Raw genomic sequence first — 20,982 nt, 5'->3', positions numbered from 1 at the left:
TCTCCGGGTCAGGAATCGAAACCGATGCCAAAGGCATCGAAGGTCTTGAGCAGCAGGTCGCGGTGACCGTCGCGGTCCTCCCGCGCCAGAGAGCGCTGGGCCAGTTTCACGCCGACATACCGCAACGGCTCGGGCGGAAAGCGGAACGGCGCCTTGGAGGTCATCAGCAACTCCGTTCGTTCGGTGCGTTCCCCGGCCAGCAGGTCGAGCATGTTCAGCGCGGCGAAGCGACTGGCCGATACCCCTTGCCCGGTGAAGCCCAAGGCATAGGCGACCCGGCCCTGATGTTCGCAACCGGTGAACATCGTGGTGCGTGCCGAGGTGTCGATGATGCCGCCCCAGGCATGGCTGAAGCGCACATCGCCCAGGGCCGGAAAGGTCTGTTGAAACTGTTCGGCCAGGCGCTGGAAGCTTTGCGGGCGCTGGGTCAGGGCTTCGTCGCGGCGCCCGCCGAAATGGTAGATGGCATCAAAGCCGGCCCAGAGAATGCGGTTGTCGGCGGTCTTGCGCAGGTAGTGGAACTGATTGCCGGAATCGGCGATGCCGTAACGGCCGGTCCAGCCGATGGCGGCCAGTTGTTCATCGCGCAGTGGCTCCGTGACCAGCGAGTAGTCATAGACCGGGATCACGCTCGAGGCCAGATGGCCGAGCAGCGGTGGAGCAATGTTGGTGGCGAGGGCGATCTGCCCGGCGATGATTTCGCCGTCGGCCGTGCGCAGGCGCAGGCTGTCGTTGCGGGCATCCAGTTGCAGCACCGGGCTGTTTTCGAACAGCACGATCCCTTGTTCAAGGCAGACGCGGCGCAGCTCGGCGGCCATTTTTGCCGGGTTGAGCAGCGCGTAGTTGGGCTCGAACAGACCGGCCGCATAGGCCGGCGAATCAAGCTTGCAGGCCAGATCGCTGCCCTCCAGCCACTCGCAGTCAATGCCGAACCGCGCGTAGTTGCGTTGCATGGCGCGCAGTCCGTCGACCTGCCAGGGTTGGCTGGCGACGTTGAGCTTGCCCCGGCGTTCGAACTCGACCTGCATGCCGAAACGATCCAGATCGGCGGCCAGCTCATCGAGGTTCTGCCGGCCCAGGCGGATCAGTTGCTCTGCCTCATTCGGCCAACGCTTGAGGGCGTTGGACACGCCATGGGAAATGCTAGGTGCACAAAAACCGCCGTTGCGCCCGCTGGCCTCACCGCCGCAACGACGCGCCTCGATGATCGCGATGCTCAATCCGGGGTTGCGCTGGCGTGCCAGTAGCGCCGTCCACAATCCGGTGAATCCGCCACCGACCACGGCCAGGTCGCATTCCACGGTTGCGCTGACGGAAGGTGCGGCGGGCGGTGGGGTGACGGTGTCTTGCCAAAAGGGATGGGGCAGGACGTGGTCGAGCGCATCGAGACGCGATGGGGCATTCATGCTGAAACTCCGGCGGTGTGTCGGGCAACGAGGATTGCGTACGGTTGCCCGACGGTTTTTGTTGTTATGGCTAGAGGTCTGGAAGCGCGAGGATCGCGCGGGCGGCAATGTCGGTGCCGCGGGTCGCCTGCATGCGCTCGCTGAACGAGGCAAGGCGTTGCTTCATCGGTTGGTCGGCCAGCAGTTGTTCGAGGGCGCCGGGCAGGGCGGCCAGGGGATCGGCGAAGCGCGGCAGGTAGCGGCCGACGCCGACTTCCTCGGCGCGGGCGGCATTGTCGTGACCGTCCCAGCAATACGGAATGATCAGCGACGGCAAGCCGAAGTACAGCGCCTCGCAGAAGCTGTTGTTGCCGCCGTGATGGATGAACGCATCGCATTCCTTGAGCACGGCCGGCTGGGCAAACCAGCTGTCGAGGTACACGTTGTCCGGCACGGTGGTGTACATGTCGCGGTAGGCGCCGACGTTGACCAGGAAGCGGTACGGCAAGGTTGCGATCGTGCTGATCAGGCGTTTCATCATCCCGGTGTCGGCGGCGCCAAGGCTGCCGAAGCTGAGGTAGATCAGCGGTGCATCGTTGTGCCGTGGGAAGTCCGGGACGATGTACGGCGCTTCGCGGCGTACGCAGCCGTCGAGGTAGACGTAACGCTGCGGATCGAGCGGCTGCCGGCGTTCATAACGCACAGGCGTCGGCGACAGCAGCAGGTTGAGCCAGGGTGAATCGGTGAGGAACTGCCCCGCCGGACAGGGCGCCGTGTTGTTGCCCAGGAGAAACTGCGAAAAGCGTTCATGGGCCGGTGCGACAGCCTTCAGGTACTGCTCGGAGTAACGCTCGCAGGCCTCGGTGTCACTGGCCAGGCATCCGGACAGGTACGGCGGAACAGCGGCATCCGGCAGTTCGGTCTCGGCGCAGGACACCACCCGCACCCACGGGCAGCCGGCGTTGGCGATAGCCGGGAACATCACTACGTTGTCGAGCACGATCACGTCGGGCTTGAGCCGGCCGAGCAACTGCTGCAAGGGTTTTTCCGCTTCGATGGCGGTGTCGATGATGGCTTCCCAGGCGGGCGCCACATAGCTGTCGATCTGCGCCAGCGGGGGCTGGTCGAAGTAGGGAATGCTGCGTTCGATGAAGCGTTCCCAGTAGTGCTGGTGTTCCGCCGCCGACAATGGACTCACTTGCGGAATCGGGTATTCGTCGAAGCCGTACTCGGCGAACAGCCCCTGGAAATGCTCGTGGCAGATGAACACCGGTTTGGCGCCCAGCGATCGCAGCGACTGAGCGATACCAATGCAGTTCAAGGCCGCGCCGAAACTGGCTTCCGGAAACAGGGCGATCAGTTTTTGTTTTTGCATGGCGAGGGCTGTCCATGGCGGGTCAGACCCGCCGCTCCTGAAGGTGTTTTTGATGCTGTCTTATTTTCAAAAAAAATCATCATGTTTTTTCGTGACGCTTAACGGCGCCCAAACAGATGGCTCTGCGGAATGCCCCGGTTGGCGGTTTGCGGGCGTTGTGCGGCGCTCAGGCGCAGGTGCAGGCGCAGCAGGTCGGCGGCGATCTCCATCTGCCCGCGTTCGATCTGCGCGATGATTTGCAGGTGTTCGCGCAGGGCTTCCTGCAGGCGGTGCACGCTGACCGATGGCAGCAGGTTCGGCAAGCGGCGCAAGCCCTGATGCTGGAGCAGGGCGTCGCTGATGAAGCGGTTGCCACAGCTCTGGGCCAGCAGCTCGTGGAAGCTGATGTCCAGCTCGCGAAACTGCTGCAGATCGAAGTCTTCCACGGGGCGGGCGAGCAGGCTTTGCATGGCGCTGCGCAACAGCGCCAGGCGTTGCGGGTCGGCGTTGAAGCTCGGGCTGAGCAAGGCCTCGGGCTCGAGGATCAGGCGGAACTTCAGGCTTTCTTCGAGGGCGGCCAGGCTGTTCAGCGACGGCCGAAACAGCCAGGACTGGCCGGGGCCGCGCTCGATGGCCTGGCTTTCGCTCAGTTGCTGCAGGGCCTTTTGCGCCGCCGGCCGGCCGATATCGTAGCGGCGCATCAGTTCGCTGATGCTGATGCTGTCGCCCAGGCGCCCGGCCATGCGGTCACGCAGCACCGAGGCGGCCAGTTCTTCTTCCTCGGCCTGGGGCAGGGCGGCATTGAACGCCTGGCCCGCCGGCGAAGCCAGCAGTCGGTAGCCCTTGCCGGCTTCGTGGCTCAGCAGGTTTTCTTCCAATAGCACTTTCAGCGCGCCGCGAATCAGCGTGCGCGACACCTGGAATGTGCGGGCCAGGGCCTGTTCGGCCACCGGGTCGCCGGCCACCAGGCCGCTTTCCTGGGTGTGCTCGAGGATGCGCCGGGCCAGTTCCAGGTGATTGGTGCGCGGTTTTTTTTCGGCTGTCGTGCTCAAGCGTCTTTCTCGTTGTGATCCGCTGTGGGACTCAGTTGCCCATCTTATGTCATGCGCTGGCCAGTCGTCAGGCCGTAAAAAAAGCGTTGACATCTTTTGATGCTGGTCCTAATTTCTAAAAAAAAAACACAAGCAATCGTTTCTCCTTTTGCCGTACTGCCTTCGAACACAACAATAAACAATCGTCGGGTGAGTATTTATGAGCAAGCTGAATGATCTTCTGTGCGCGGGATTGGCCGTTTCCCTGGCGATCGCTTCACAGGCTGCAAGTGCGAAAGACATGGTGATTTCCATCTGGGACGGCTACATGGCCCCGGATGCGCTGGAGAAGTTCAAGGCTGCCAGCGGTGTGGACGTCGACAAGGCGCTGCACGCCACCAACGAAGAAATCATGGGCAAGCTGATGGCCTCCGGTGGTGAAGGCTATGACGTGGTGTTCGTCTCCTCGCCCTTCGCCGAAGTCCTGCACAAACAGGGACTGCTGGCGGACATCGATCCGGTCAAAGTCCCCAACCTGAAAAACCTCTACCCCGAAGCCTCTCGCCTGGAATATGACCAGGGCAACCAGTTCTCTGTGCCTTACACCTGGGGCACCACGGGCATCTGCTATCGCTCCGACAAGGTGACGCCGGCGCCGCAGAGCTGGAACGAGCTGCTCAATCCGAGCGATGCCCTCAAAGGCAAGGTGACGATGCTCGCCACCGACCGCTGGATGCTCGGCGCCGGTTTCCTCGCCAGGGGCTGGTCGGTCAACGACAGTGACCCGGCACAAATCGCCGCGGTTCGCGACCAGTTGATCGCCACCAAAAAACGCATTCTGTCCTTCGACGACACCACCTTCTATTCCAAGCTCGCTTCCGGCGAATCGCTGATGGCCCATGCCTGGGACGGCTGGTGCAACTACGGCACGCAGGCCAACGCGGCGATCAAGTTCGTGGTGCCGAAGGAAGGTTCCGACCTGTGGGTGGACACCATGGTGGTGCTCAAGAGTTCGAAGCACCAGGACCAGGCCTTCAAGTTCATCAACTTCATGCTGGCCAAGGAAAACCACGCCTGGGTCGCTGAAAACATCCTCTACAAAGTCCCCAATCAGGCGGCCATGGCCGGGTTGTCCGCAGACCTGCTCAAGCAATACCCCAACCTGACCATCGCCCCCGCCGAGCTGCTGAAAATGGAGCAATTGCGCGACCTGGGCGGCACCACGCAAAAGGCCTACACCCGCGCCGTCACCGAAATCATGGCGGCGCAGAACTAACGCCACGTCGATCCGAGGCATGCCCGGCATGCCTCGCCACGCACGCAAGCCGCTTCTGTCCTGAAGCGGGAGGGTAGAGTTAATGAGTGCTTTACATGCTGACAGGCGTCTGTCGGCCTGGCTTCTTGCGCCTGGCTTCGGCTGGCTGCTGATGTTCCTGGTGATTCCGTGCCTGCTGGTGCTGGTCTACAGCTTCGTCGAACGCGGTGCGTATGGCGGCATCGACTGGTTGTTCACCTGGGAAAACTACCAGCGCGCGTTCGATCCGCTGTACCTGGGCATCCTGCTCAAGTCGGCGAAAATCGCCGGGCTGGCCACGGTGTTCGCGGTGTTGATCGGCTACCCGGCGGCCTACGCGATTGCCCGGGCGCCACGGCGGCGCCAGGCGGTGTATCTGTTCCTGGTGATGCTGCCGTTCTGGAGCAATTACCTGATCCGCACCTACGCCTGGATCGTCCTGCTCAACCGTGAAGGCCTGATCAACCGCCTGCTGCAAGTGTTCGGCTACAGCGGCGAACCCATCAGCCTGCTGTACACCGAGTCGTCCGTGGTGTTGGGGCTGGTCTACAACTACATCCCCTTTGTGATCCTGGCGATCTTCTCGTCGCTGTCGCGGATCAACAACGAACTGTGGGACGCCTCGAAAGACCTCGGCGCCTCGGGCTGGATGACCTTTCGCCGGATCATCCTGCCGCTGAGCGTGCCGGGGATTGCCGCTGGTGCGGTGTTTGTCTTCGTGCTGAGCATCGGCAACTTCATCACCGCCGACCTGCTGGGTGGCAAGCAGGTGCAGATGGTCGGCAACCTGATCTATGCGCAATTCCTCACGGCGCGGGACTGGCCGTTCGGCGCCGCACTGAGCTTCTTCCTGATCGCGATCATGCTGATCCTGTTGTTCATCCAGGCCCTGGTGGCCCGTCGTGCAGAAGGGGCGCGCTCATGAGTCAGTCACGTTCTGTCAGCGCCACCGTGCTGGGTTCGCACCTGGGGCTGGTGTACGCCTTCCTTTATATACCGATCCTGGTGTTGATCCTGCTGTCGTTCAACAAGTCCGGGTTGCCCACCGCCTGGGGCGGCGTGTCGCTGAAGTGGTATGCGGCACTGGCGCACAACACGGCGATCCTGTCGGCGGCGCTCAACACCCTGATCGTCGCCTTGTTGGCGACCTTCATTGCCTGCGTGCTCGGCACGTTCCTCGCGCTGGGCATCGAGTTGCGCCGCAAGGGCAATGACAAGGGCCAGGTGGTCGATACCCTGCTGATGGCGCCGATGATCATTCCCGACATCGTGCTGGCGATTGCGCTGCTGAGCTTCTTCAACCTGCTCAAGGTCGGTCTGGGCCTGCACTCGATCATCATCAGCCACGCCGTGTTCAACATCGCCTTCGTCTGCGCGGTGGTGCGCACGCGGCTCAAGCACTTCGACTACTCGATCCTCGAGGCCTCGATCGACCTCGGCGCGAGCTGGTTCACCACCTTGCGCCGGGTGCTGCTGCCGGTGATTTTCCCCGGTGTGCTGGCCGGTGGATTGCTGTCGTTCACCCTGTCGGTGGACGAATTCATCATCGCATTTTTCAACTCAGGCTCCGGCCAGGCTTCGACCACGTTGCCCATGCAGATCTACGCCATGATCCGCTTCGGCGTCACCCCGGAAATCAACGCTCTGGCGACGCTGGTGATGCTGGTCAGCATCACCGCGCTGCTGGCTTCGCAGCGTCTCAACAAGGCTCCTCGCACCCATGAATAATTCATCTGCGGTACTGATCCTGGATAAGGTCAGCAAGTCTTATGGCAACGGCCTGGCGGTCAACGAGGTGTCGCTGAGCATCCGCGAGAACGAGTTCTTCGCGCTGCTCGGGCCGTCCGGCTGCGGCAAGACCACGCTGCTGCGCATGCTCGCCGGTTTCGAGACCCCCAGCGGTGGCTGCATCTACCTGGACGGCAATGACATCTCGCCGCTGCCGGCCAACAAGCGTCCGCTGAACCTGATGTTCCAGTCCTATGCGCTGTTTCCCAACATGACCGTGCGCAAGAACATCGCCTACGGCCTGGAAATGGAGCGTCTACCCGAAAGCGAAATCCGCCGGCGGGTTGATGAAGTGCTGAGCACTGCGCAGCTGGGTGAGCTGGCCGAGCGCAAGCCCGATCAGCTGTCCGGCGGCCAGCGTCAGCGGGTGGCACTGGCCCGGGCATTGGTCAAACGGCCACGGGTTTTATTGCTCGACGAGCCCTTGGGCGCCCTCGACAAAAAGCTGCGGGAAAAGATGCAGCTGGAACTCAAGCGCCTGCAACACGAGAGCGGCATCACCTTCATCATCGTCACCCACGATCAGGAGGAAGCGCTGGTGATGTCCGACCGCATGGCGGTGCTCGACGGCGGCAAGGTGTGCCAGTGCGGCAGTCCGTCGGAGCTGTACGAGAACCCCAACAGCCGGTTTGTCGCCAACTTCATCGGCGTCAGCAACCTGCTCGAAGGCGTGCGCTCGGGCCAGCACTCGGTGCGCGTGAATGGCCAGGAGTTGAGCGTGGAAACCGACGCGCCGCTGGTGTCCGGCCAGTCCGTCGCCGTGGTGGTGCGCCCCGAACGCCTGCAAGTGCTGACGGAGCAGGGCAGCGATTGCCCCAATCAGGTCAGCGGCAAAATCGTCGAGGTCGCCTACCACGGCCTCGACACCAACCTGCACGTGCAGACAGCCCTCAGTGACAAACCGTTGATCGTGCGCGTGCCGTCCTCACAGTTTGAATTCGCCCATTTTGCAATCGACACGACCATCCGGCTGGGCTGGCAGGCCCGGCATGCCCGCGTATTGACACGCTGAACAATAAAAAGACCAGGCAGGAGCAGCACTCGATGAAACAGAAAGTGATCGCATTCTTCCCCGAAGCCGCCTACGGCCCGGCGCTGAACTCAGTCGGTATCGCCCAGGCCTGTGAAGCCCTGGGCCATAAAGCGGTGTTCCTCACCGACCCGGGCATGAGCGGTGTCTACGCCGGTTATGGTTTCGAGGAGCACATGGTCAACATGTCGGCACCGATGCCGGCCGAAGAAATGGCCCGCTACTGGGTGGACTTCATCAACGGCCACATCCCGAACTTCCGCAAGTCGCCGCTGGAGCAGATCGACAACTACGTCAAGGAATGCTGGGCGGCCATCGTCGAAACCGCCAAGTGGGCGCAAAAGGACCTGCCGGCGGTACTGGACAAGGTCAAGCCCGACCTGATCTGCGTCGACAACGTGATCCTGTTCCCGGCGATCAAGCAATATGGCAAGCCGTGGGTACGGATCATTTCCTGCTCGGAAAACGAGATCGAAGACCCGGATATCCCGCCGCACCTGTCGGGCATGAGCATCGACGACAAGGCCGGCCACGCGCAATTCCGCCAGCGCTTCGAGGAGGTGGTCGGGCCGATCCACGAGGACTTCAACCAGTTCCTCCAGGCCCACGGTGAACAACCTTATCCGCCGGGCACCTTCTTTGAAGCGTCGCCCTTCATGAACCTGCTGCTGTACCCGGATGCGGTCAAGTTCGACCGCCGCCATCCGCTGCCGGCCGAGCGTTTCCATTACCTGCAAGGCTGCGTGCGTCACGACACGCCGTACGAGATTCCACCGTTCCGTGCCCACAACGACAAGCCGCTGCTGTACGCCAGCTTCGGCAGTCTCGGTTCCGGCGATGTCGAGTTGCTCAAGCGCCTGATCGAGGCGGTGGGCAAGCTGCCTTACCGGGCGTTGTTCAACGTCGGCGAGCACCTGGACGAATACACCGACCTGCCGGACAACGTGCAGATTTCCAACTGGTTCCCGCAGCCGTCGGTGATCGCCCAGGTCGACGCGGTGATCCACCACGGCGGCAACAACAGCTTCACCGAGTGCCTGTTCTTCGGCAAACCGGCGATCGTCATGTCCTACGTCTGGGACGGCCACGACAACGCCATGCGCGCTGAAGAAAGCGGTCACGGTTTCAAGCTCGACCGCTACGAATGGAGCGAAGAGCAGCTCGCAGAAAAACTCCACGCCTGCCTCAACGACGAGGCCATGCGCCAACGCCTGCAGCGCACCAGCGCGCAGATGCAATCTCGCAAAGGACCGCAAGACGCGGCCGCGATTCTCGACAAGGTGCTCAACGATGCCTGATTCATCCACCACGGCGGGTATCACGCCGTACCTCGAAGCCGTCAGCAGCCGCACCGACCTGGTGGACTGGGGCGTGCAGAGCGACGCCATCGAAGGCGTCTCGCATTCCAGCGGGCGCTTGCTGTTCAAAGGCCCGAACAACAGCCCGGAAACCGGGTTGTGGGTGTGCACCCCCGGGCGCTGGCGGTTGTCGATTCCCCGGGACGAGCTGTGCCATTTCATCGCCGGGCACGCGACCTACCGCAACGACAACGGCGAAGTGATCGAAGTACGACCCAACACCCTGGTGCTGTTCCCGGCCGGCTGGACCGGTGAATGCGACGTCCGGGAAACCCTGCGCAACGTGTACATGCTGGCTTGAGCCTGCCCTTTGTAGGAGCGAGCTTGCTCGCGATGGGCGTTAACGATGACGAGGGGGGCCTGAATGAATGCGGCGCCCTTACGTTTTTCGCGAGCAAGCTCGCTCCTACACACACAACCTGGAGAACTACACATGACTACCCCGTTTCTGTACAACCCGCTGGAAATTACCGACGTCAAGGATTGGGGCGTGATCCCGACCATGCTCGAAGGTGAATCCCGCGTTTCCGGCGTGGTGCTGCACAAAGGCCCCGAAGGTCAGTCCGAATGCGGCATCTGGATCTGCACCCCGGGCAAATGGTTTTGCCATGTCACCAGCGACGAGTTCTGCCACTTCCTCGAAGGCCGCTGCACGTATGTCCACGAGTCCGGCGAAGTGATCGAGATCAAGCCCGACACCGCCGCCTTCTTCGGCAAGGACTGGAAGGGTGTGTGCACCGTCCACGAGACCATCAAAAAGGTCTACATGATCCGGTGACTGCCATGACTGATGCACTGGCGTCATTGCCAACCCGTGAAGACCAGCGCGCCGCCTTTCTGGCACGCGCCGGTTTCGCCGGGGCCCCGCTGGTGGCCTTGCCGGCGGATGCTTCGACCCGGCGTTATTTCCGCCTGGACGGTGCCGGCCTGTTGCTGATGGATTCGCCGCCCCATAGCGAACCCATCGGCCCGTTTGTTCGGATCGCTCGGCAGTTGCAAGGGCTGGGCCTGTCTGCGCCGGCCTTGCTGGAAGTAGATGAAGAGGCGGGGCTGGCGCTGATCGAGGATTTCGGTCACGACACCTACACCCGGCTGCTGCTGGCCGGGCATTCGGAGTCGGCGTTGTATCACCTGGCGGTCGATACGCTGGTGGCCTTGCATCGCGCAGCGCCAGCGGCGGAACTGGCACCTTACGACGCGCAGCGACTGGCGGACGAGTGCGCGCTGTTTATCGACTGGTACGTGCCGCTGTTGATCGGCAAAGAGGCGGCACAGGGGCTGCGCGAAGAGTATCTGGCGCTGTTCGCCGAGGCTTGTGGTGACGTCGCCCAGCGCCGCGAAGCCCTGGTGCTGCGCGACTTTCACGTCGACAACCTGATGCTGCTGCAAGGCCGCGAAGGTGTCGCCGCCTGCGGCTTGCTGGATTTCCAGGACGCCCTGGCCGGGGCGGCGGCCTATGACCTGATGTCGCTGCTCGAAGACGCCCGGCGCGATGTGCCCGAGGCGTTGCGGGAGGCACTGATCAGCCATTACCTGTTGCAGCGTCCGGAGCTGGACGCGCTGCGTTTTCTCGAAGACTACCGGCGCCTGGCCGCCCAGCGTCACGCCAAGGTGCTGGGGATTTTCGTGCGCCTGGCCGGCCGCGACGGCAAGCACGGTTACCTGGCGCACCTGCCGCGCACCCTGGGTCTGTTTGTCCGTGCGCTGGACGCGGAGGCCTTTGCGCCCCTGCGCCAGTGGCTCGACCGGCACGTGCCGGGCTGGCGAGAAGAACTGCCCGCCACGACCCTGGCGACATTGCGTCAAACCCCTTATCGATTGGTTCAAGGATCATCCCATGGCCACGTTTAACTGCGATTCTGCCTTGCGTTTCATCAACCCCGAGTTCCTGCCGCTGAGCGATGGCCGCGTGCGCCAGGTGCTCGATCCGGCGACCCTGCAACCGGTCGGGCAAGTCGGCGTGTGTGGCGATGCCGATGTGCAAGCCGCCATCGATGCCGCCACCGCCGCGCAAAAACAATGGCGCCTGGTGGACGCGAAAAGCCGCGCCGCGCGCCTGCATCAACTGGCCAATGCCATAGAGCAGAACCTGGCATGCAACCGCGAAGTCGCACGCCTGATGACCCTGGAGATGGGCAAGCCGTTTCCCGAGGCCATGGGCGAGTTGGCCAACTGCGCGCCGATCTTTCGCTACTACGCGGAAATGGCCCGGGACGATGCCGGCAAGGTCGCCGGCACCACGCAGATCGGTTCCTTCCAGCATGTGCGCTACGAGCCCTATGGCGTCAGCGTGCACATCATGCCGTTCAACTTTCCGATCCTGCTGATGTGCTGGACGGTCGCCGCGTCGCTGGCGGCGGGCAATGCCTGCCTCATCAAGCCGGCGGAAGCCACGACCCTGTGCACCCTCAAGTTCATGGAACATTTCAGCGCATTGTTGCCGGGACTGGTGTCCTGTGTGCCGGGCGATGCGGTGACTGCGCAACTGCTGGTGCAGTCGGCGCAGACCCACGCGGTGGCGTTCACCGGCAGTGTCGCGGCGGGCAAGGCGGTGGCCGTGGCCTGTGCCGAGCGGATGAAGCCTTGCGTCATCGAGGCCGGTGGCAGCGATCCATTGATCATCTCCAGGCATGCGCCGCTGGATGTCGCGGCGGCGGGTGCAGTGACGGCTGCATTCCATCTCAGTGGGCAGATCTGCACCTCGGCCGAGCGCCTCTATGTCGTGGACGAGGTGCATGACGAATTTGTCGCGAAATTCGCCGAGCGCACCCGCGCCCTGCGCATCGGCCATGGCCTGGAGCGCTCGGAGATCGGGCCGATGGTCAGCGAAGCGGCCCGCAACAAAGTCATGCGCCTGGTCGATGACGCCGTGGCCAAGGGCGCGAAAGTGGTGTGTGGCGGGCGGATTCCACCCCAGCACACGGTCGGCTGGTTCTATGAGCCGACCATCCTCACCGGCGTAACCGGTGACATGGCGATTCTTCAGGAAGAGTGCTTTGGCCCGGTGGCGGCGATCTGCCGGGTCAGCGATTTCGATGAGGCGGTGCGGCTGGCCAACGACTCGCCGTTCGGCCTCGGGGCCTCGCTGTTTTCCACGGACCTGGCCGAAGCCATGGAGGCCGCCGAGCGCCTGGAAGCGGGGATGGTCTGGGTCAACAACCCGCTGATCGACAACGATGCGCTGCCGTTCGGTGGCTGGAAGATGTCCGGCCTTGGGCGCGAGCTCGGGCGTCAGGGGCTGGAAGCGTTCCGCCGCTCGAAAATGGTCATCATCGATCACCAGCCGAAGATTCAGGACTGGTGGTATCCCTACGCCGACGATGTGTTCTATCGCGATCCGGCCTGAAGCCCGGATGCACACAGGAGGATCGTGATGAGCGACAACATGGGCGGGTCGACGCTGGCGGTGATTCTCGCGGCCGGGCAGGGCAAGCGGATGCAGTCGCCGCTGCCCAAGGTCTTGCACCCGGTGGGTAACCGGCCGCTGCTCGGCCATGTGCTGGCGGCGGTGGAGGCGGCCGGTATCGAGCAACGGGCGGTGGTGGTGGGCGCGGGCGGCGAGCAGGTGGCTGAATACCTGCGGCAGGTCGCACCGACGGCACAGGTGTTTACCCAGCATGAGCAACGAGGCACGGCCCACGCGGTACTCGCCGCCCGGCCGGCCTTGCAGGTCCAGCAGCAGGGCTATGTGTTGGTGCTGTTTGGCGACTCCCCCCTGATCACCCCGCAGACCCTGAATCGCTTGCGCAGGGCGTTGATGGACGGTGCGGCGGTGGCGGTGGCGGGTTTCCACACCCAGCGGCCGGGGCCCTACGGGCGGCTGCTGGTGGAGCAGGGGCGTTTGCGGGCGATCCGCGAAGCCAGGGATGCCAGCCCGCAGGAGCTGGACATCAACTTCTGCAATGGCGGCGTCATGGGCCTGCGGGCAGATACCTGCCTGTGGTTGCTGGAGCGTATCGGCAACCGCAACGCCCAGGGCGAGTACTACCTCACCGATGCGGTGGCGGTGGCCAACGAGGCGGGGCTGATGGTGACTGCCGTGGAAGTGGAGGAAACCGACGTGCTCGGGGTCAATGACCGCGAGCAATTGCAGGCCGCCGAACAGCTGTACCAGCAGCGTCGGCAGCGCAGTATCAAGGAGTGCCCCATGGGTGACTATCAACGGTTGTACATCGGCGGTAAGTGGGTTGCCCCGGTTCAAGAGGGTGTTTTCGATACGCTCGATCCGAGTGACGAGTCGGTGCTGGCGCGGGTTGCTTCTGCCACGTTCGAAGACGTCGACCGGGCGGTGGCGGCCGCGCGTTCGGCGTTTGATGAGGGGGACTGGCCACGCTGGTCGGGCGCGCAACGGGCCGAGGTACTGCACCTTATCGCCGAGGGCATTCGCATCCGTCAGGACGAACTGGCCGCCATCGAAGTGCGCGACAACGGCAAGCCATTGCCGGAAGCGTTATGGGACATCGCCGACACCGCCGGTTGCTTCGATTTCTATGCCGGGTTGGCCGAGCAGTCGGATCAACAGGGTGAACAGTCGATCGATGTGCCGGATGCGCGCTTCACGTCATCGGTGATCAAGGAACCGGTCGGTGTGGTCGCGGCGATCATCCCGTGGAATTTCCCGATGCTGATGGCTTCGTGGAAAGTGGCCCCGGCGCTGGCGGCAGGTTGCACCGTGGTGCTCAAGCCATCGGAGCTGACTCCATTGACCGCACTCGAGCTGGCGGGCATCGCCGACAAGGCAGGGTTGCCGGCCGGGGTACTGAACGTGATCACGGGCCTGGGACGCGAGGCGGGCGCGCCGCTGGCCAAACACCCGTATGTCGACAAAGTCGCCTTCACCGGCAGCGTACCGACCGGGCGCAAGATCATGCAGGCGGCTGCCAACGATATCAAAAACATCAGCCTGGAGCTGGGCGGCAAATCACCTTTCGTGATCTTCGCCGACAGCGACATTGAAGCCGCCGTGGAGTGGATTCTGTTCGGGATCTTCTGGAATCAGGGCCAGGTCTGTTCAGCCACTTCGCGGGTGCTGGTGGAGCGCGGGTTGTACCCGGCGTTGCTCGAACGCCTGATTGCCGCGACCGAGCAGATTCAGATCGGCCAGGGTTTCGAAGAGGGGGTGAAACTCGGGCCGCTGGTCAGTCAGGGGCAACTGGACAAGGTGCTGGAGGCCATCGCGGCCGGTCAACAAGAGGGCGCGCGGCTGGTGTCGGGCGGTGGGCGGCCGGGCAATCTGGAAAAGGGTTACTACCTGACGCCGGCGATTTTCGCCGATGTCCCCGAGGACAGCTCGGTATGGCGTGAGGAGATCTTCGGACCGGTGGTGTGCCTGCGCGCCTTCGACACGGAAGCCGAAGCGATCCGATTGGCCAATGACTCGCCGTTTGGCCTGGCGGCAGCGGTCATGTCCCGGGATATGCCGCGTTGCGAACGGGTCGCACGCGAATTTCGCGCCGGCATTGTCTGGGTCAACTGCTCGCAGCCGACCTTCGTCGAAGCGCCGTGGGGCGGTTACAAGCAGAGCGGCATCGGTCGCGAACTGGGTGAGTGGGGCTACAACAGCTACCTGGAAACCAAGCAGATCACCCGCTACAACGGCGAACCCTGGGGGTGGTACCAGAAGTGAACGCCGGTTGGCAGGTACCCCGCAAGGGGTATCGGCCACAAAACCCTGTAGGAGCGAGCCTGCTCGCGATGGTCGTCAACGATAACGCGGGTTGCCAGGTATCCCGTGGCGCTCTCGGGTTTATCGCGAGCAAGCTCGCTCCTACAGATGGCATTGGCCGCCGGCGAAAACACAAACCCTGTAGGAGCGAGCTTGAACTGGCCTAATGATTTTGGACACTTCAATCGGGCGCTATGATGGCGCCCAAATCTGAGGTGTTTGGATATGCGTAAATCTTATTCCAGTGAGTTCAAACTCAAGGCCGCCAGCATGGTGCTGGACGAGGGCCAGTCAGTTCCCGATGTTTGTGCCAGTTTGGATATTGGCCCTACGGCCTTGCGCCGTTGGGTCGACCAGGTTCGCAAAGAACGCTTGGGTTCGACCCCGGTGGGGGCCAAGGCAATCACCGCCGATCAGCGGGAGATTCAGCAGCTCAAAGCGTTGCTCAGGCAAAAAGACCTGGACATTGAAATCCTAAAAAAAGGCCAGTGCTCTCCTGCTTTTGGACTCCAAAGATCATTCTCGCTGATCAATGAGCTGGACGAGCAGTACGGCGTTAACAATTGCTGTCGGGCGTTTGGAGTCACCCGCAGCAGCTTTTACGCCTGGCGTCAGCGTCAGGGCAAGGTGAATCCTGAGCGGGAGAAACTTAAGGCCGTGCTGGTCAAGCATCACAAGGAATCCAGAGCGTCCGCAGGGTCTCGCACCCTGTCCAAGGAACTGCAAGCCAAGGGGCATCGTGTCGGGCGACATATGGCTCGCAGCTTGATGCGCGAAGCCGGTGTTGCCAGCCATCAACGGCGGCGGCACAAGTACAAATCTTCCGGCGTTGAGGCGCTGGTGGCGCCGCATGTGCTCAAGCGCAAGTTTGATGTCACTGCGGTTAACCAAGTGTGGTGCGGCGATGTGACCTACATCAAAGTCGGCACGCGCTGGATGTATTTCGCGGCGGTGCTGGATCTGTTTGCCCGCAGGATCGTGGGCTGGTCGTTTTCGATGATTTCCGATGCCACGCTGACCTGCGAAGCGTTGCGGATGGCGGTCGACCTGCGAGGCCGGCCAAAAGAGGTGCTGTTTCACTCTGACCAGGGCTGCCAATACACCAGTCATAAATTCAGGAAAGAAATGCGCAAACATGGCCTCCTGCAAAGCATGAGTCGCAAAGGTGAGTGCTGGGACAACGCTCCGATGGAGCGTTTCTTTGGAAGCCTCAAGTCAGAGTGGGTACCAGAAGATGGCTACCGCTCGGAACATGAGGCGCGGGTGGATGTGCAGCGTTATGTGATGCGTTACAACAACGTCAGGCTCCATAGCTACAACGGCTACCGGTCGCCGGTAGCTATGGAGAAACTGGCGGCATGAAACCGTAACTGGTGTCCAAAATTAGTTGACCAGTTCGGTTGGCAGGTGCTCCGCGGCGCTCTCGGGTTTATCGCGAGCAAGCTCGCTCCTACAGATGGCATTGGCCGCCGGCGAAAACACAAACCCTGTAGGAGCGAGCTTGCTCGCGATGGTCGTCAACGATAACGGGGGTTGGCAGGTGCTCCGCGGCGCTCTCGGGTTTATCGCGAGCAAGCTCGCTCCTACAGATGGCATTGGCCGCCGGCGAAAACACAAACCCTGTAGGAGCGAGCCTGCTCGCGATGGTCGTCAACGATAACGCGGGTTGCCGGGTACCCCGCGGCGCTCTCGGGTTTATCGCGAGCAGGCTCGCTCCTACATCCCCACACATGGGTTATTACACCCACCTGACCGGGCCTTTTTCACCAAAATTGCGTCTCGCCTGGCACACCGTCAAACAGCTTGTTCATTAATTTGGACTTTTTCTTGGCCCTCTAGTGATGGCTCATTCGTTGCTTAACCCCTTGGTACCCGCAACAGTTTTCGTCCCATGACGCGAGGGGTGAAAAAATGAAGCTAGCGACGCCAGCATGCAACGCCATCGCCTTACCGCTCAGGTCAAGCCCGCCCTGCACGATGCTCTTTCCCGGAACACGTCACGGGCTGACAGCGCGCTTGCACCCAACGTGCAGACATCATTCAGATCGCCACCGACGGCCAGCCCAGGCAATTGTTCGCGGGAGCTATTACATGTGCGGCGGGAAAGGGAGAATTGGTGATGGCTTCCACGACTAAATCCATTGCTCTAACCACGAAAAGATCGACACACCTTTATAAGCAGCTCGCTCAGTTGAGTCTGATGTTTATCGCGTTGCTGATGATGCTGGCGTTGTCCGCCGTACTGACGATGGCGTTGACCCTTTGAGCGCTCTGACCTGCCGGCGCCTATTACGGTCAGGTCGAATGCAAAGGGTGGGCAAGCCTGTGAATTACCCGGCCTATGGAACTGCACACCATTCGGGCGATCGAATCCTTTACGGGTGAGACGCGCATCGTAATGGTTACGCATTCGCATTGAACGCCCGGTATGGCTGTAAAGCCGGGAGGGCTGCATGGGAAACCGCGCGATGTTCAAGTTCTTTGCGGGCTACCTGTTCGTGTGCGCACTGCTGGCATGGGCGGTGACTCAGGCGTCGCCCTGGATTGCCTCGCACCTGCTGCTCAACTGGATTCTCTAGCGTCGTATCCCCTCAAGCACCGCGATCCGCAGCCTGCTCGATCAGTCGTTGCAATTGCGCGACCAGGCCGGTTCGCTGAACCGGCAACTGACCCCATTCAAGGGAGCCAGTTGCCGACGCTAGCGGGTTAGTGGAACGGAAAGATGTAGTTCATCCAGGCAGCCATGCGCAGGAGGATCTTGCGCATCATCGCGATGTGATGGAAATGCTGGCTGTACAACGCCGCCTGGCCGTAGGCACCGCCGGGCATCAGGTCGGCGTACTGGGCATAGTCGGGATCGGTGATTTCAATGATCACCGGTACCCGGCCGGCCGGTGGCGAACCGGTGAAACCGATCAGCGTGCCCGACGGTTGGATCTGGCCTTCGGCGATGACCGACACCACGGTTTTGACCTTGCCTTCGAACACCCTCCCGGGAATGCCGTCAAATGCGACTTCGGCCTCATCGCCCTCGGTCAGGCGCAACAGGCTGTTCTGTCGCATCCACGCCGAAAGGTAATGCCCCTCGGCGGGAATGAACACCATCGAAGGGCGCAGCGGCAATTTGGTCGCCATCATGCCCGGACGCAGCGAAACATGGGTGACGAAGCCTTTGCTCGGTGCGCGCACCGTGGTGTTGTCGAGTTCGTACTGCGCGTTGTCCAGTTGTGCCTTCAGGTCGTCACTGCGAGCGATCACCATATCCAGTTCACGTTGGGTACTGAAATTACGCTTGATCAACTCGGTGATCCGGGCACGATCGGCCTGGGCAGCAATCAGCTGTGCCTTGAGGGATTTGACCCGGTACTCGAATGGTGCGGGGTCGATGCGAAACAGCACATCGCCTTTTTCCAGGGGCTGGTTGGTCTTGACCGGCACGTCGATCACCTGGCCACTGACCACGGGAATCACCGGAACCGATACGAAATAGGAACGCGCCACCTCGGAGTAGGGGTGGTTGTAGTTCATGGTGAAAATCAGCGCGCCGATAATCAAGATCCCGCCCAGCACCGCCGTGGGCACCGTCCATTTGTTCAGGGGGATGCGGAAGATCTTGAAGATGGCAACGCAGAGTGCCGCATACGTCAGTATGAGTAAGAGATCCATGGCTCAAATGCCCTCGCCGAGATTGTCCGTTGGCCGTCTGCTCTGTGCCGTACCCGTTGCTGCCTCGAGGCGCTCGATCCGGCCTTGCAGTTCGGCGACCTGTTGTTCGAGGTGAACCACATGGCTCTTGGGTGAGTGTCCGTCACTGAAACCCCAGCCCCGGTCCTCTCGATAGGCCATCGCCCAGATCCACAGGAACGGCCAGAGCGCGTGCAGGGTGAACAGGCTGACCCAGCCGGTGGCGTGGATTGCATCCTGGTGAGGGTGGTTGCGGTGGACGGCAATTTCATAGGGGATGTCGTGGAGCAGGATGATCCCGTAGAACAGGACAAGCCCGACAAAAATCAGCAGGCCCAGCGCGAAGTAATCAAGCATGAACCACTCCTCTTGAAGCAGGTAACGTGTGCGCATGAGTGTAGCCGTTCAATCTACACTTGACGGGGATGCGGATATCCAGCCTGGGCAACCGGTGCCTGGCCGAAGCGTCGACCGGTATCGTGCAGGCAGCCCAGGGGGAGGTGTATTCATGCCAGGCAATGATCAATTCGAGAGGGCGCCTGTACTTGACCCTGTCGAGCGCATTACCGAGGTGATCTTCGGCCTGCTGATGGCCATGACGTTCACCGGCACCATCAGCGTGGCCACGGCAGACCAGGCCGCCGAGCGCACGATGATGCTGGCCGCGCTCGGTTGCAATCTCGCCTGGGGACTGGCCGATGCGGTCATGTACCTGTTGCGCGCACTGGTCGAGCGCACGCGCAGGATCAAGCTGTACCTGGCCCTGCGCAACGGCGCGGACGCCACGGCCGGTCAGGCGCTCATTGCGCAAGTACTGCCGTTGCAATTCGCGACGGCGGCCGGCAGCGAGGGCCTGGAGCTGTTGCGCCGTCGGCTGCTCGAACAGCCGCCCTTGCCGATCAGGGCCGGCCTCGGCTGGAACGACTTCAGGGGCGCGTTCGGTGTTTTCCTGCTGGTGGTGGGCTCGACCTTTCCGCTGGTGGTGCCGTTCATACTGCTCGACCAGACGGCGCTCGCCATCCGCTTGTCCAACCTGATCGGCCTCGTGGTGCTGTTCATCGCAGGCTGGATGCTCGCCAGATACGCTGGCGCCACGCAGTGGCAGGGTGGGGTGATCATGGCCGCTACGGGAGGTGTGTTGATCCTTGCGATCATTGCGCTGGGCGGCTGACAACTGGACATAATTCAGCACACTAAAGACTCATTCTCATTTACAATCGCCCTTCCATTTACGTTGGGCAGCCCGGTATGGATGTTCTTGCCGCAATCCATCTTTATTTATCCCAGTGGGTCATCGAGCCGGTCACCCGGCAGTTCCTGGGCATTTTCGACTTCAACGGCAGACTCGGTCTATCCTTTCTCTGCATGTCTTACGGCGTTGCTTATTGCCTGTTCCGGTACCGTAAATCCCGGGGTTTGACCGACGCGCGCTCCTTCGTTCAGTTCATCGGCGGCCGCCGGGTTTACCTGCACCGCTCGGCGTTGCTCGACTACCGCTATTACTTCGTACTCGCTATCCTCAAGGTTGTCCTGGTACTGCCCATCGTCGGTCTGGTCGATCCGTACGTGTTGCGCTCGGCGGACTACATCGCCTTCTTCACCCGGCTGTGGGGCGCGCGCACGCAAGTGGAGGAGCACCTGGCGCTGACCCTGCTCTATGGGCTCGGCGTTTTTCTGGTCAAGGACTTCAGCCATTACTGGGGCCATCGCGCGTTTCATTCGCGGTATCTGTGGGCCTTCCACAAAGTCCATCATTCGGCGCCCGTGCTGGTGCCGGCGACGGCCAGCCGCGTGCACTTTCTGGAAGAGGTGGTCGAAAAGCTCACGGACATCATCTGTATCGGCGCCTTTGCCGGTGTCTTCTGGTACGCCTGCGGGGGAGAGATCAGCCGCTACACATTGTTTGGCGTGACCTACATGGTGTTCATCTTCAATTGCCTGGCGGCCAACCTGCGTCACAGCCACGTCTGGTTGTCCTTCGGGCCTGTGCTCGAACGGGTGTTGAGCAGCCCGGCGCAACACCAGATTCATCACAGCGACGCGCCACGACACTTCAACAAGAACTTCGGCATCAACCTGTCGCTGTGGGACTGGATGTTCGGCACGCTGTACGTCACCCGGTCCACGCCCGAGGTCATCGCCTTCGGCACCGGGGAACAGGATCACGAGCGTTACCTGACGATGAAGGGTTTGATCGTCACGCCCTTTGTGGACATCGCCCGCAAACTCCTCTGTGCAAAACGCCCGAAAGCACAGCCTGAAAGCGCATCTGATCCGTATTTTTCAGTGCAATCTGCCTCTGTAACGGATACAGCCACCAGCCCACAATAAATCTCCGGTACGGCAGCACTCGGCGCCCGCTGTACCGCCAATTCATAGTGTGGGAGGCCGCA

At 61.9% G+C, this 20,982-nt stretch carries 20 protein-coding genes and 1 pseudogene; 16 read left to right on the top strand and 5 right to left on the bottom strand.

What is annotated here, in order from left to right; all coding sequences use genetic code 11:
* Positions 1-8 precede the first annotated feature (8 nt).
* The 3 genes from PPUTUW4_RS16000 to PPUTUW4_RS15990 all read right to left on the bottom strand — a co-directional run bounded on the left by PPUTUW4_RS16000 (position 9) and on the right by PPUTUW4_RS15990 (position 3,791).
* Positions 9-1,406: an FAD-dependent oxidoreductase gene (locus PPUTUW4_RS16000; RefSeq protein WP_015095626.1), complete on the bottom strand. Its 1,398-nt coding sequence runs from the start codon at positions 1,404-1,406 to the stop codon at positions 9-11.
* Between the two features lie 70 nt (positions 1,407-1,476).
* Complete coding sequence (locus tag PPUTUW4_RS15995; protein ID WP_015095625.1) at positions 1,477-2,760, bottom strand: glycosyltransferase; 1,284 nt, start codon at positions 2,758-2,760, stop codon at positions 1,477-1,479.
* Between the two features lie 98 nt (positions 2,761-2,858).
* A complete protein-coding gene (locus tag PPUTUW4_RS15990; RefSeq protein WP_015095624.1) occupies positions 2,859-3,791 on the bottom strand; it encodes a GntR family transcriptional regulator in 933 nt (310 codons plus the stop codon).
* Positions 3,792-3,990: 199 nt separating this feature from the next.
* Between PPUTUW4_RS15990 and PPUTUW4_RS15985 the strand changes: the two genes are divergently transcribed.
* From PPUTUW4_RS15985 to PPUTUW4_RS30500, 14 genes and pseudogenes are all read left to right on the top strand, one after another.
* On the top strand, positions 3,991-5,046 hold the full coding sequence (locus tag PPUTUW4_RS15985; RefSeq protein WP_015095623.1) for a spermidine/putrescine ABC transporter substrate-binding protein: 1,056 nt from the start codon (positions 3,991-3,993) through the stop codon (positions 5,044-5,046).
* Between the two features lie 82 nt (positions 5,047-5,128).
* Positions 5,129-5,989 carry an ABC transporter permease gene (locus PPUTUW4_RS15980; protein ID WP_015095622.1) on the top strand — a complete coding sequence of 287 codons (861 nt, stop codon included), beginning with the start codon at positions 5,129-5,131 and terminating at the stop codon, positions 5,987-5,989.
* A complete protein-coding gene (locus PPUTUW4_RS15975) occupies positions 5,986-6,792 on the top strand; it encodes an ABC transporter permease (protein WP_015095621.1) in 807 nt (268 codons plus the stop codon). Before PPUTUW4_RS15980 ends, PPUTUW4_RS15975 begins: the two co-directional genes overlap by 4 nt.
* Positions 6,785-7,864, top strand: a complete 1,080-nt coding sequence (locus PPUTUW4_RS15970) for an ABC transporter ATP-binding protein (protein ID WP_007976116.1) — start codon at positions 6,785-6,787, stop codon at positions 7,862-7,864. The genes PPUTUW4_RS15975 and PPUTUW4_RS15970 overlap by 8 nt, the downstream gene beginning before the upstream one ends.
* A gap of 32 nt (positions 7,865-7,896) precedes the next feature.
* Positions 7,897-9,180, top strand: a complete 1,284-nt coding sequence (locus PPUTUW4_RS15965; RefSeq protein ID WP_015095620.1) for a glycosyltransferase — start codon at positions 7,897-7,899, stop codon at positions 9,178-9,180.
* Positions 9,173-9,541, top strand: a complete 369-nt coding sequence (locus PPUTUW4_RS15960; protein WP_015095619.1) for a cupin domain-containing protein — start codon at positions 9,173-9,175, stop codon at positions 9,539-9,541. The genes PPUTUW4_RS15965 and PPUTUW4_RS15960 overlap by 8 nt, the downstream gene beginning before the upstream one ends.
* Before the next feature lie 132 nt (positions 9,542-9,673).
* Positions 9,674-10,018, top strand: a complete 345-nt coding sequence (locus tag PPUTUW4_RS15955; RefSeq protein ID WP_015095618.1) for a cupin domain-containing protein — start codon at positions 9,674-9,676, stop codon at positions 10,016-10,018.
* A 5-nt stretch (positions 10,019-10,023) separates the two neighbouring features.
* On the top strand, positions 10,024-11,091 hold the full coding sequence (locus tag PPUTUW4_RS15950; RefSeq protein ID WP_015095617.1) for a phosphotransferase: 1,068 nt from the start codon (positions 10,024-10,026) through the stop codon (positions 11,089-11,091).
* Positions 11,078-12,586 carry an aldehyde dehydrogenase family protein gene (locus PPUTUW4_RS15945; protein WP_015095616.1) on the top strand — a complete coding sequence of 503 codons (1,509 nt, stop codon included), beginning with the start codon at positions 11,078-11,080 and terminating at the stop codon, positions 12,584-12,586. Before PPUTUW4_RS15950 ends, PPUTUW4_RS15945 begins: the two co-directional genes overlap by 14 nt.
* A 27-nt stretch (positions 12,587-12,613) precedes the next feature.
* Positions 12,614-13,093: pseudogene (locus PPUTUW4_RS30305) on the top strand (NTP transferase domain-containing protein); the annotation flags it as partial.
* Between the two features lie 294 nt (positions 13,094-13,387).
* Complete coding sequence (locus PPUTUW4_RS15940; RefSeq protein ID WP_015095613.1) at positions 13,388-14,866, top strand: aldehyde dehydrogenase family protein; 1,479 nt, start codon at positions 13,388-13,390, stop codon at positions 14,864-14,866.
* 264 nt (positions 14,867-15,130) lie between these two features.
* A complete protein-coding gene (locus PPUTUW4_RS15935) occupies positions 15,131-16,267 on the top strand; it encodes an IS3 family transposase (RefSeq protein WP_015092973.1) in 1,137 nt (378 codons plus the stop codon).
* A gap of 757 nt (positions 16,268-17,024) precedes the next feature.
* The gene (locus tag PPUTUW4_RS30045) at positions 17,025-17,171 is read left to right on the top strand and encodes a hypothetical protein (RefSeq protein ID WP_177325100.1); all 147 of its coding nucleotides are present in this window, start codon (positions 17,025-17,027) and stop codon (positions 17,169-17,171) included.
* A gap of 187 nt (positions 17,172-17,358) precedes the next feature.
* Positions 17,359-17,484 carry a hypothetical protein gene (locus tag PPUTUW4_RS30500; RefSeq protein ID WP_263986893.1) on the top strand — a complete coding sequence of 42 codons (126 nt, stop codon included), beginning with the start codon at positions 17,359-17,361 and terminating at the stop codon, positions 17,482-17,484.
* 127 nt (positions 17,485-17,611) lie between these two features.
* Here the strand turns inward: PPUTUW4_RS30500 and PPUTUW4_RS15930 are convergent, their stop codons facing one another.
* Positions 17,612-18,571: a biotin/lipoyl-binding protein gene (locus tag PPUTUW4_RS15930; RefSeq protein WP_015095610.1), complete on the bottom strand. Its 960-nt coding sequence runs from the start codon at positions 18,569-18,571 to the stop codon at positions 17,612-17,614.
* Between the two features lie 3 nt (positions 18,572-18,574).
* Entirely contained in the window at positions 18,575-18,946 is a 372-nt protein-coding gene (locus tag PPUTUW4_RS15925; protein WP_015095609.1) for a DUF3302 domain-containing protein, read from the bottom strand.
* 151 nt (positions 18,947-19,097) lie between these two features.
* Here PPUTUW4_RS15925 and PPUTUW4_RS15920 point away from each other — a divergent pair, with 151 nt between their 5' ends.
* Both PPUTUW4_RS15920 and PPUTUW4_RS15915 read left to right on the top strand, forming a co-directional pair.
* Positions 19,098-19,760, top strand: coding sequence for a hypothetical protein (locus tag PPUTUW4_RS15920; RefSeq protein WP_015095608.1), 663 nt, complete (start codon positions 19,098-19,100; stop codon positions 19,758-19,760).
* Between the two features lie 77 nt (positions 19,761-19,837).
* Complete coding sequence (locus PPUTUW4_RS15915; RefSeq protein WP_015095607.1) at positions 19,838-20,920, top strand: sterol desaturase family protein; 1,083 nt, start codon at positions 19,838-19,840, stop codon at positions 20,918-20,920.
* The last annotated feature ends 62 nt before the right edge of the window (positions 20,921-20,982 follow it).

It is taken from the genome of Pseudomonas sp. UW4 (assembly GCF_000316175.1).
GTDB classification, from domain to species: domain Bacteria; phylum Pseudomonadota; class Gammaproteobacteria; order Pseudomonadales; family Pseudomonadaceae; genus Aquipseudomonas; species Aquipseudomonas laurylsulfatiphila.
This window is presented reverse-complemented; position numbering and strand designations above follow the sequence as displayed.

Excerpts from the sequence above, each read along its gene's own strand:
- PPUTUW4_RS16000 (WP_015095626.1), bottom strand. The coding sequence starts at position 1,406 with ATGAATGCCCCATCGCGTCTCGATGCGCTCGACCACGTCCTGCCCCAT.
- PPUTUW4_RS15995 (WP_015095625.1), bottom strand. The coding sequence starts at position 2,760 with ATGCAAAAACAAAAACTGATCGCCCTGTTTCCGGAAGCCAGTTTCGGC.
- PPUTUW4_RS15985 (WP_015095623.1), top strand. The coding sequence starts at position 3,991 with ATGAGCAAGCTGAATGATCTTCTGTGCGCGGGATTGGCCGTTTCCCTG.
- PPUTUW4_RS15980 (WP_015095622.1), top strand. The coding sequence starts at position 5,129 with ATGAGTGCTTTACATGCTGACAGGCGTCTGTCGGCCTGGCTTCTTGCG.
- PPUTUW4_RS15975 (WP_015095621.1), top strand. The coding sequence starts at position 5,986 with ATGAGTCAGTCACGTTCTGTCAGCGCCACCGTGCTGGGTTCGCACCTG.
- PPUTUW4_RS15970 (WP_007976116.1), top strand. The coding sequence starts at position 6,785 with ATGAATAATTCATCTGCGGTACTGATCCTGGATAAGGTCAGCAAGTCT.
- PPUTUW4_RS15965 (WP_015095620.1), top strand. The coding sequence starts at position 7,897 with ATGAAACAGAAAGTGATCGCATTCTTCCCCGAAGCCGCCTACGGCCCG.
- PPUTUW4_RS15960 (WP_015095619.1), top strand. The coding sequence starts at position 9,173 with ATGCCTGATTCATCCACCACGGCGGGTATCACGCCGTACCTCGAAGCC.
- PPUTUW4_RS15955 (WP_015095618.1), top strand. The coding sequence starts at position 9,674 with ATGACTACCCCGTTTCTGTACAACCCGCTGGAAATTACCGACGTCAAG.
- PPUTUW4_RS15950 (WP_015095617.1), top strand. The coding sequence starts at position 10,024 with ATGACTGATGCACTGGCGTCATTGCCAACCCGTGAAGACCAGCGCGCC.
- PPUTUW4_RS15945 (WP_015095616.1), top strand. The coding sequence starts at position 11,078 with ATGGCCACGTTTAACTGCGATTCTGCCTTGCGTTTCATCAACCCCGAG.
- PPUTUW4_RS15940 (WP_015095613.1), top strand. The coding sequence starts at position 13,388 with ATGGGTGACTATCAACGGTTGTACATCGGCGGTAAGTGGGTTGCCCCG.
- PPUTUW4_RS15935 (WP_015092973.1), top strand. The coding sequence starts at position 15,131 with ATGCGTAAATCTTATTCCAGTGAGTTCAAACTCAAGGCCGCCAGCATG.
- PPUTUW4_RS30045 (WP_177325100.1), top strand. The coding sequence starts at position 17,025 with ATGGCTTCCACGACTAAATCCATTGCTCTAACCACGAAAAGATCGACA.
- PPUTUW4_RS30500 (WP_263986893.1), top strand. The coding sequence starts at position 17,359 with ATGGGAAACCGCGCGATGTTCAAGTTCTTTGCGGGCTACCTGTTCGTG.
- PPUTUW4_RS15930 (WP_015095610.1), bottom strand. The coding sequence starts at position 18,571 with ATGGATCTCTTACTCATACTGACGTATGCGGCACTCTGCGTTGCCATC.
- PPUTUW4_RS15925 (WP_015095609.1), bottom strand. The coding sequence starts at position 18,946 with ATGCTTGATTACTTCGCGCTGGGCCTGCTGATTTTTGTCGGGCTTGTC.
- PPUTUW4_RS15920 (WP_015095608.1), top strand. The coding sequence starts at position 19,098 with ATGCCAGGCAATGATCAATTCGAGAGGGCGCCTGTACTTGACCCTGTC.
- PPUTUW4_RS15915 (WP_015095607.1), top strand. The coding sequence starts at position 19,838 with ATGGATGTTCTTGCCGCAATCCATCTTTATTTATCCCAGTGGGTCATC.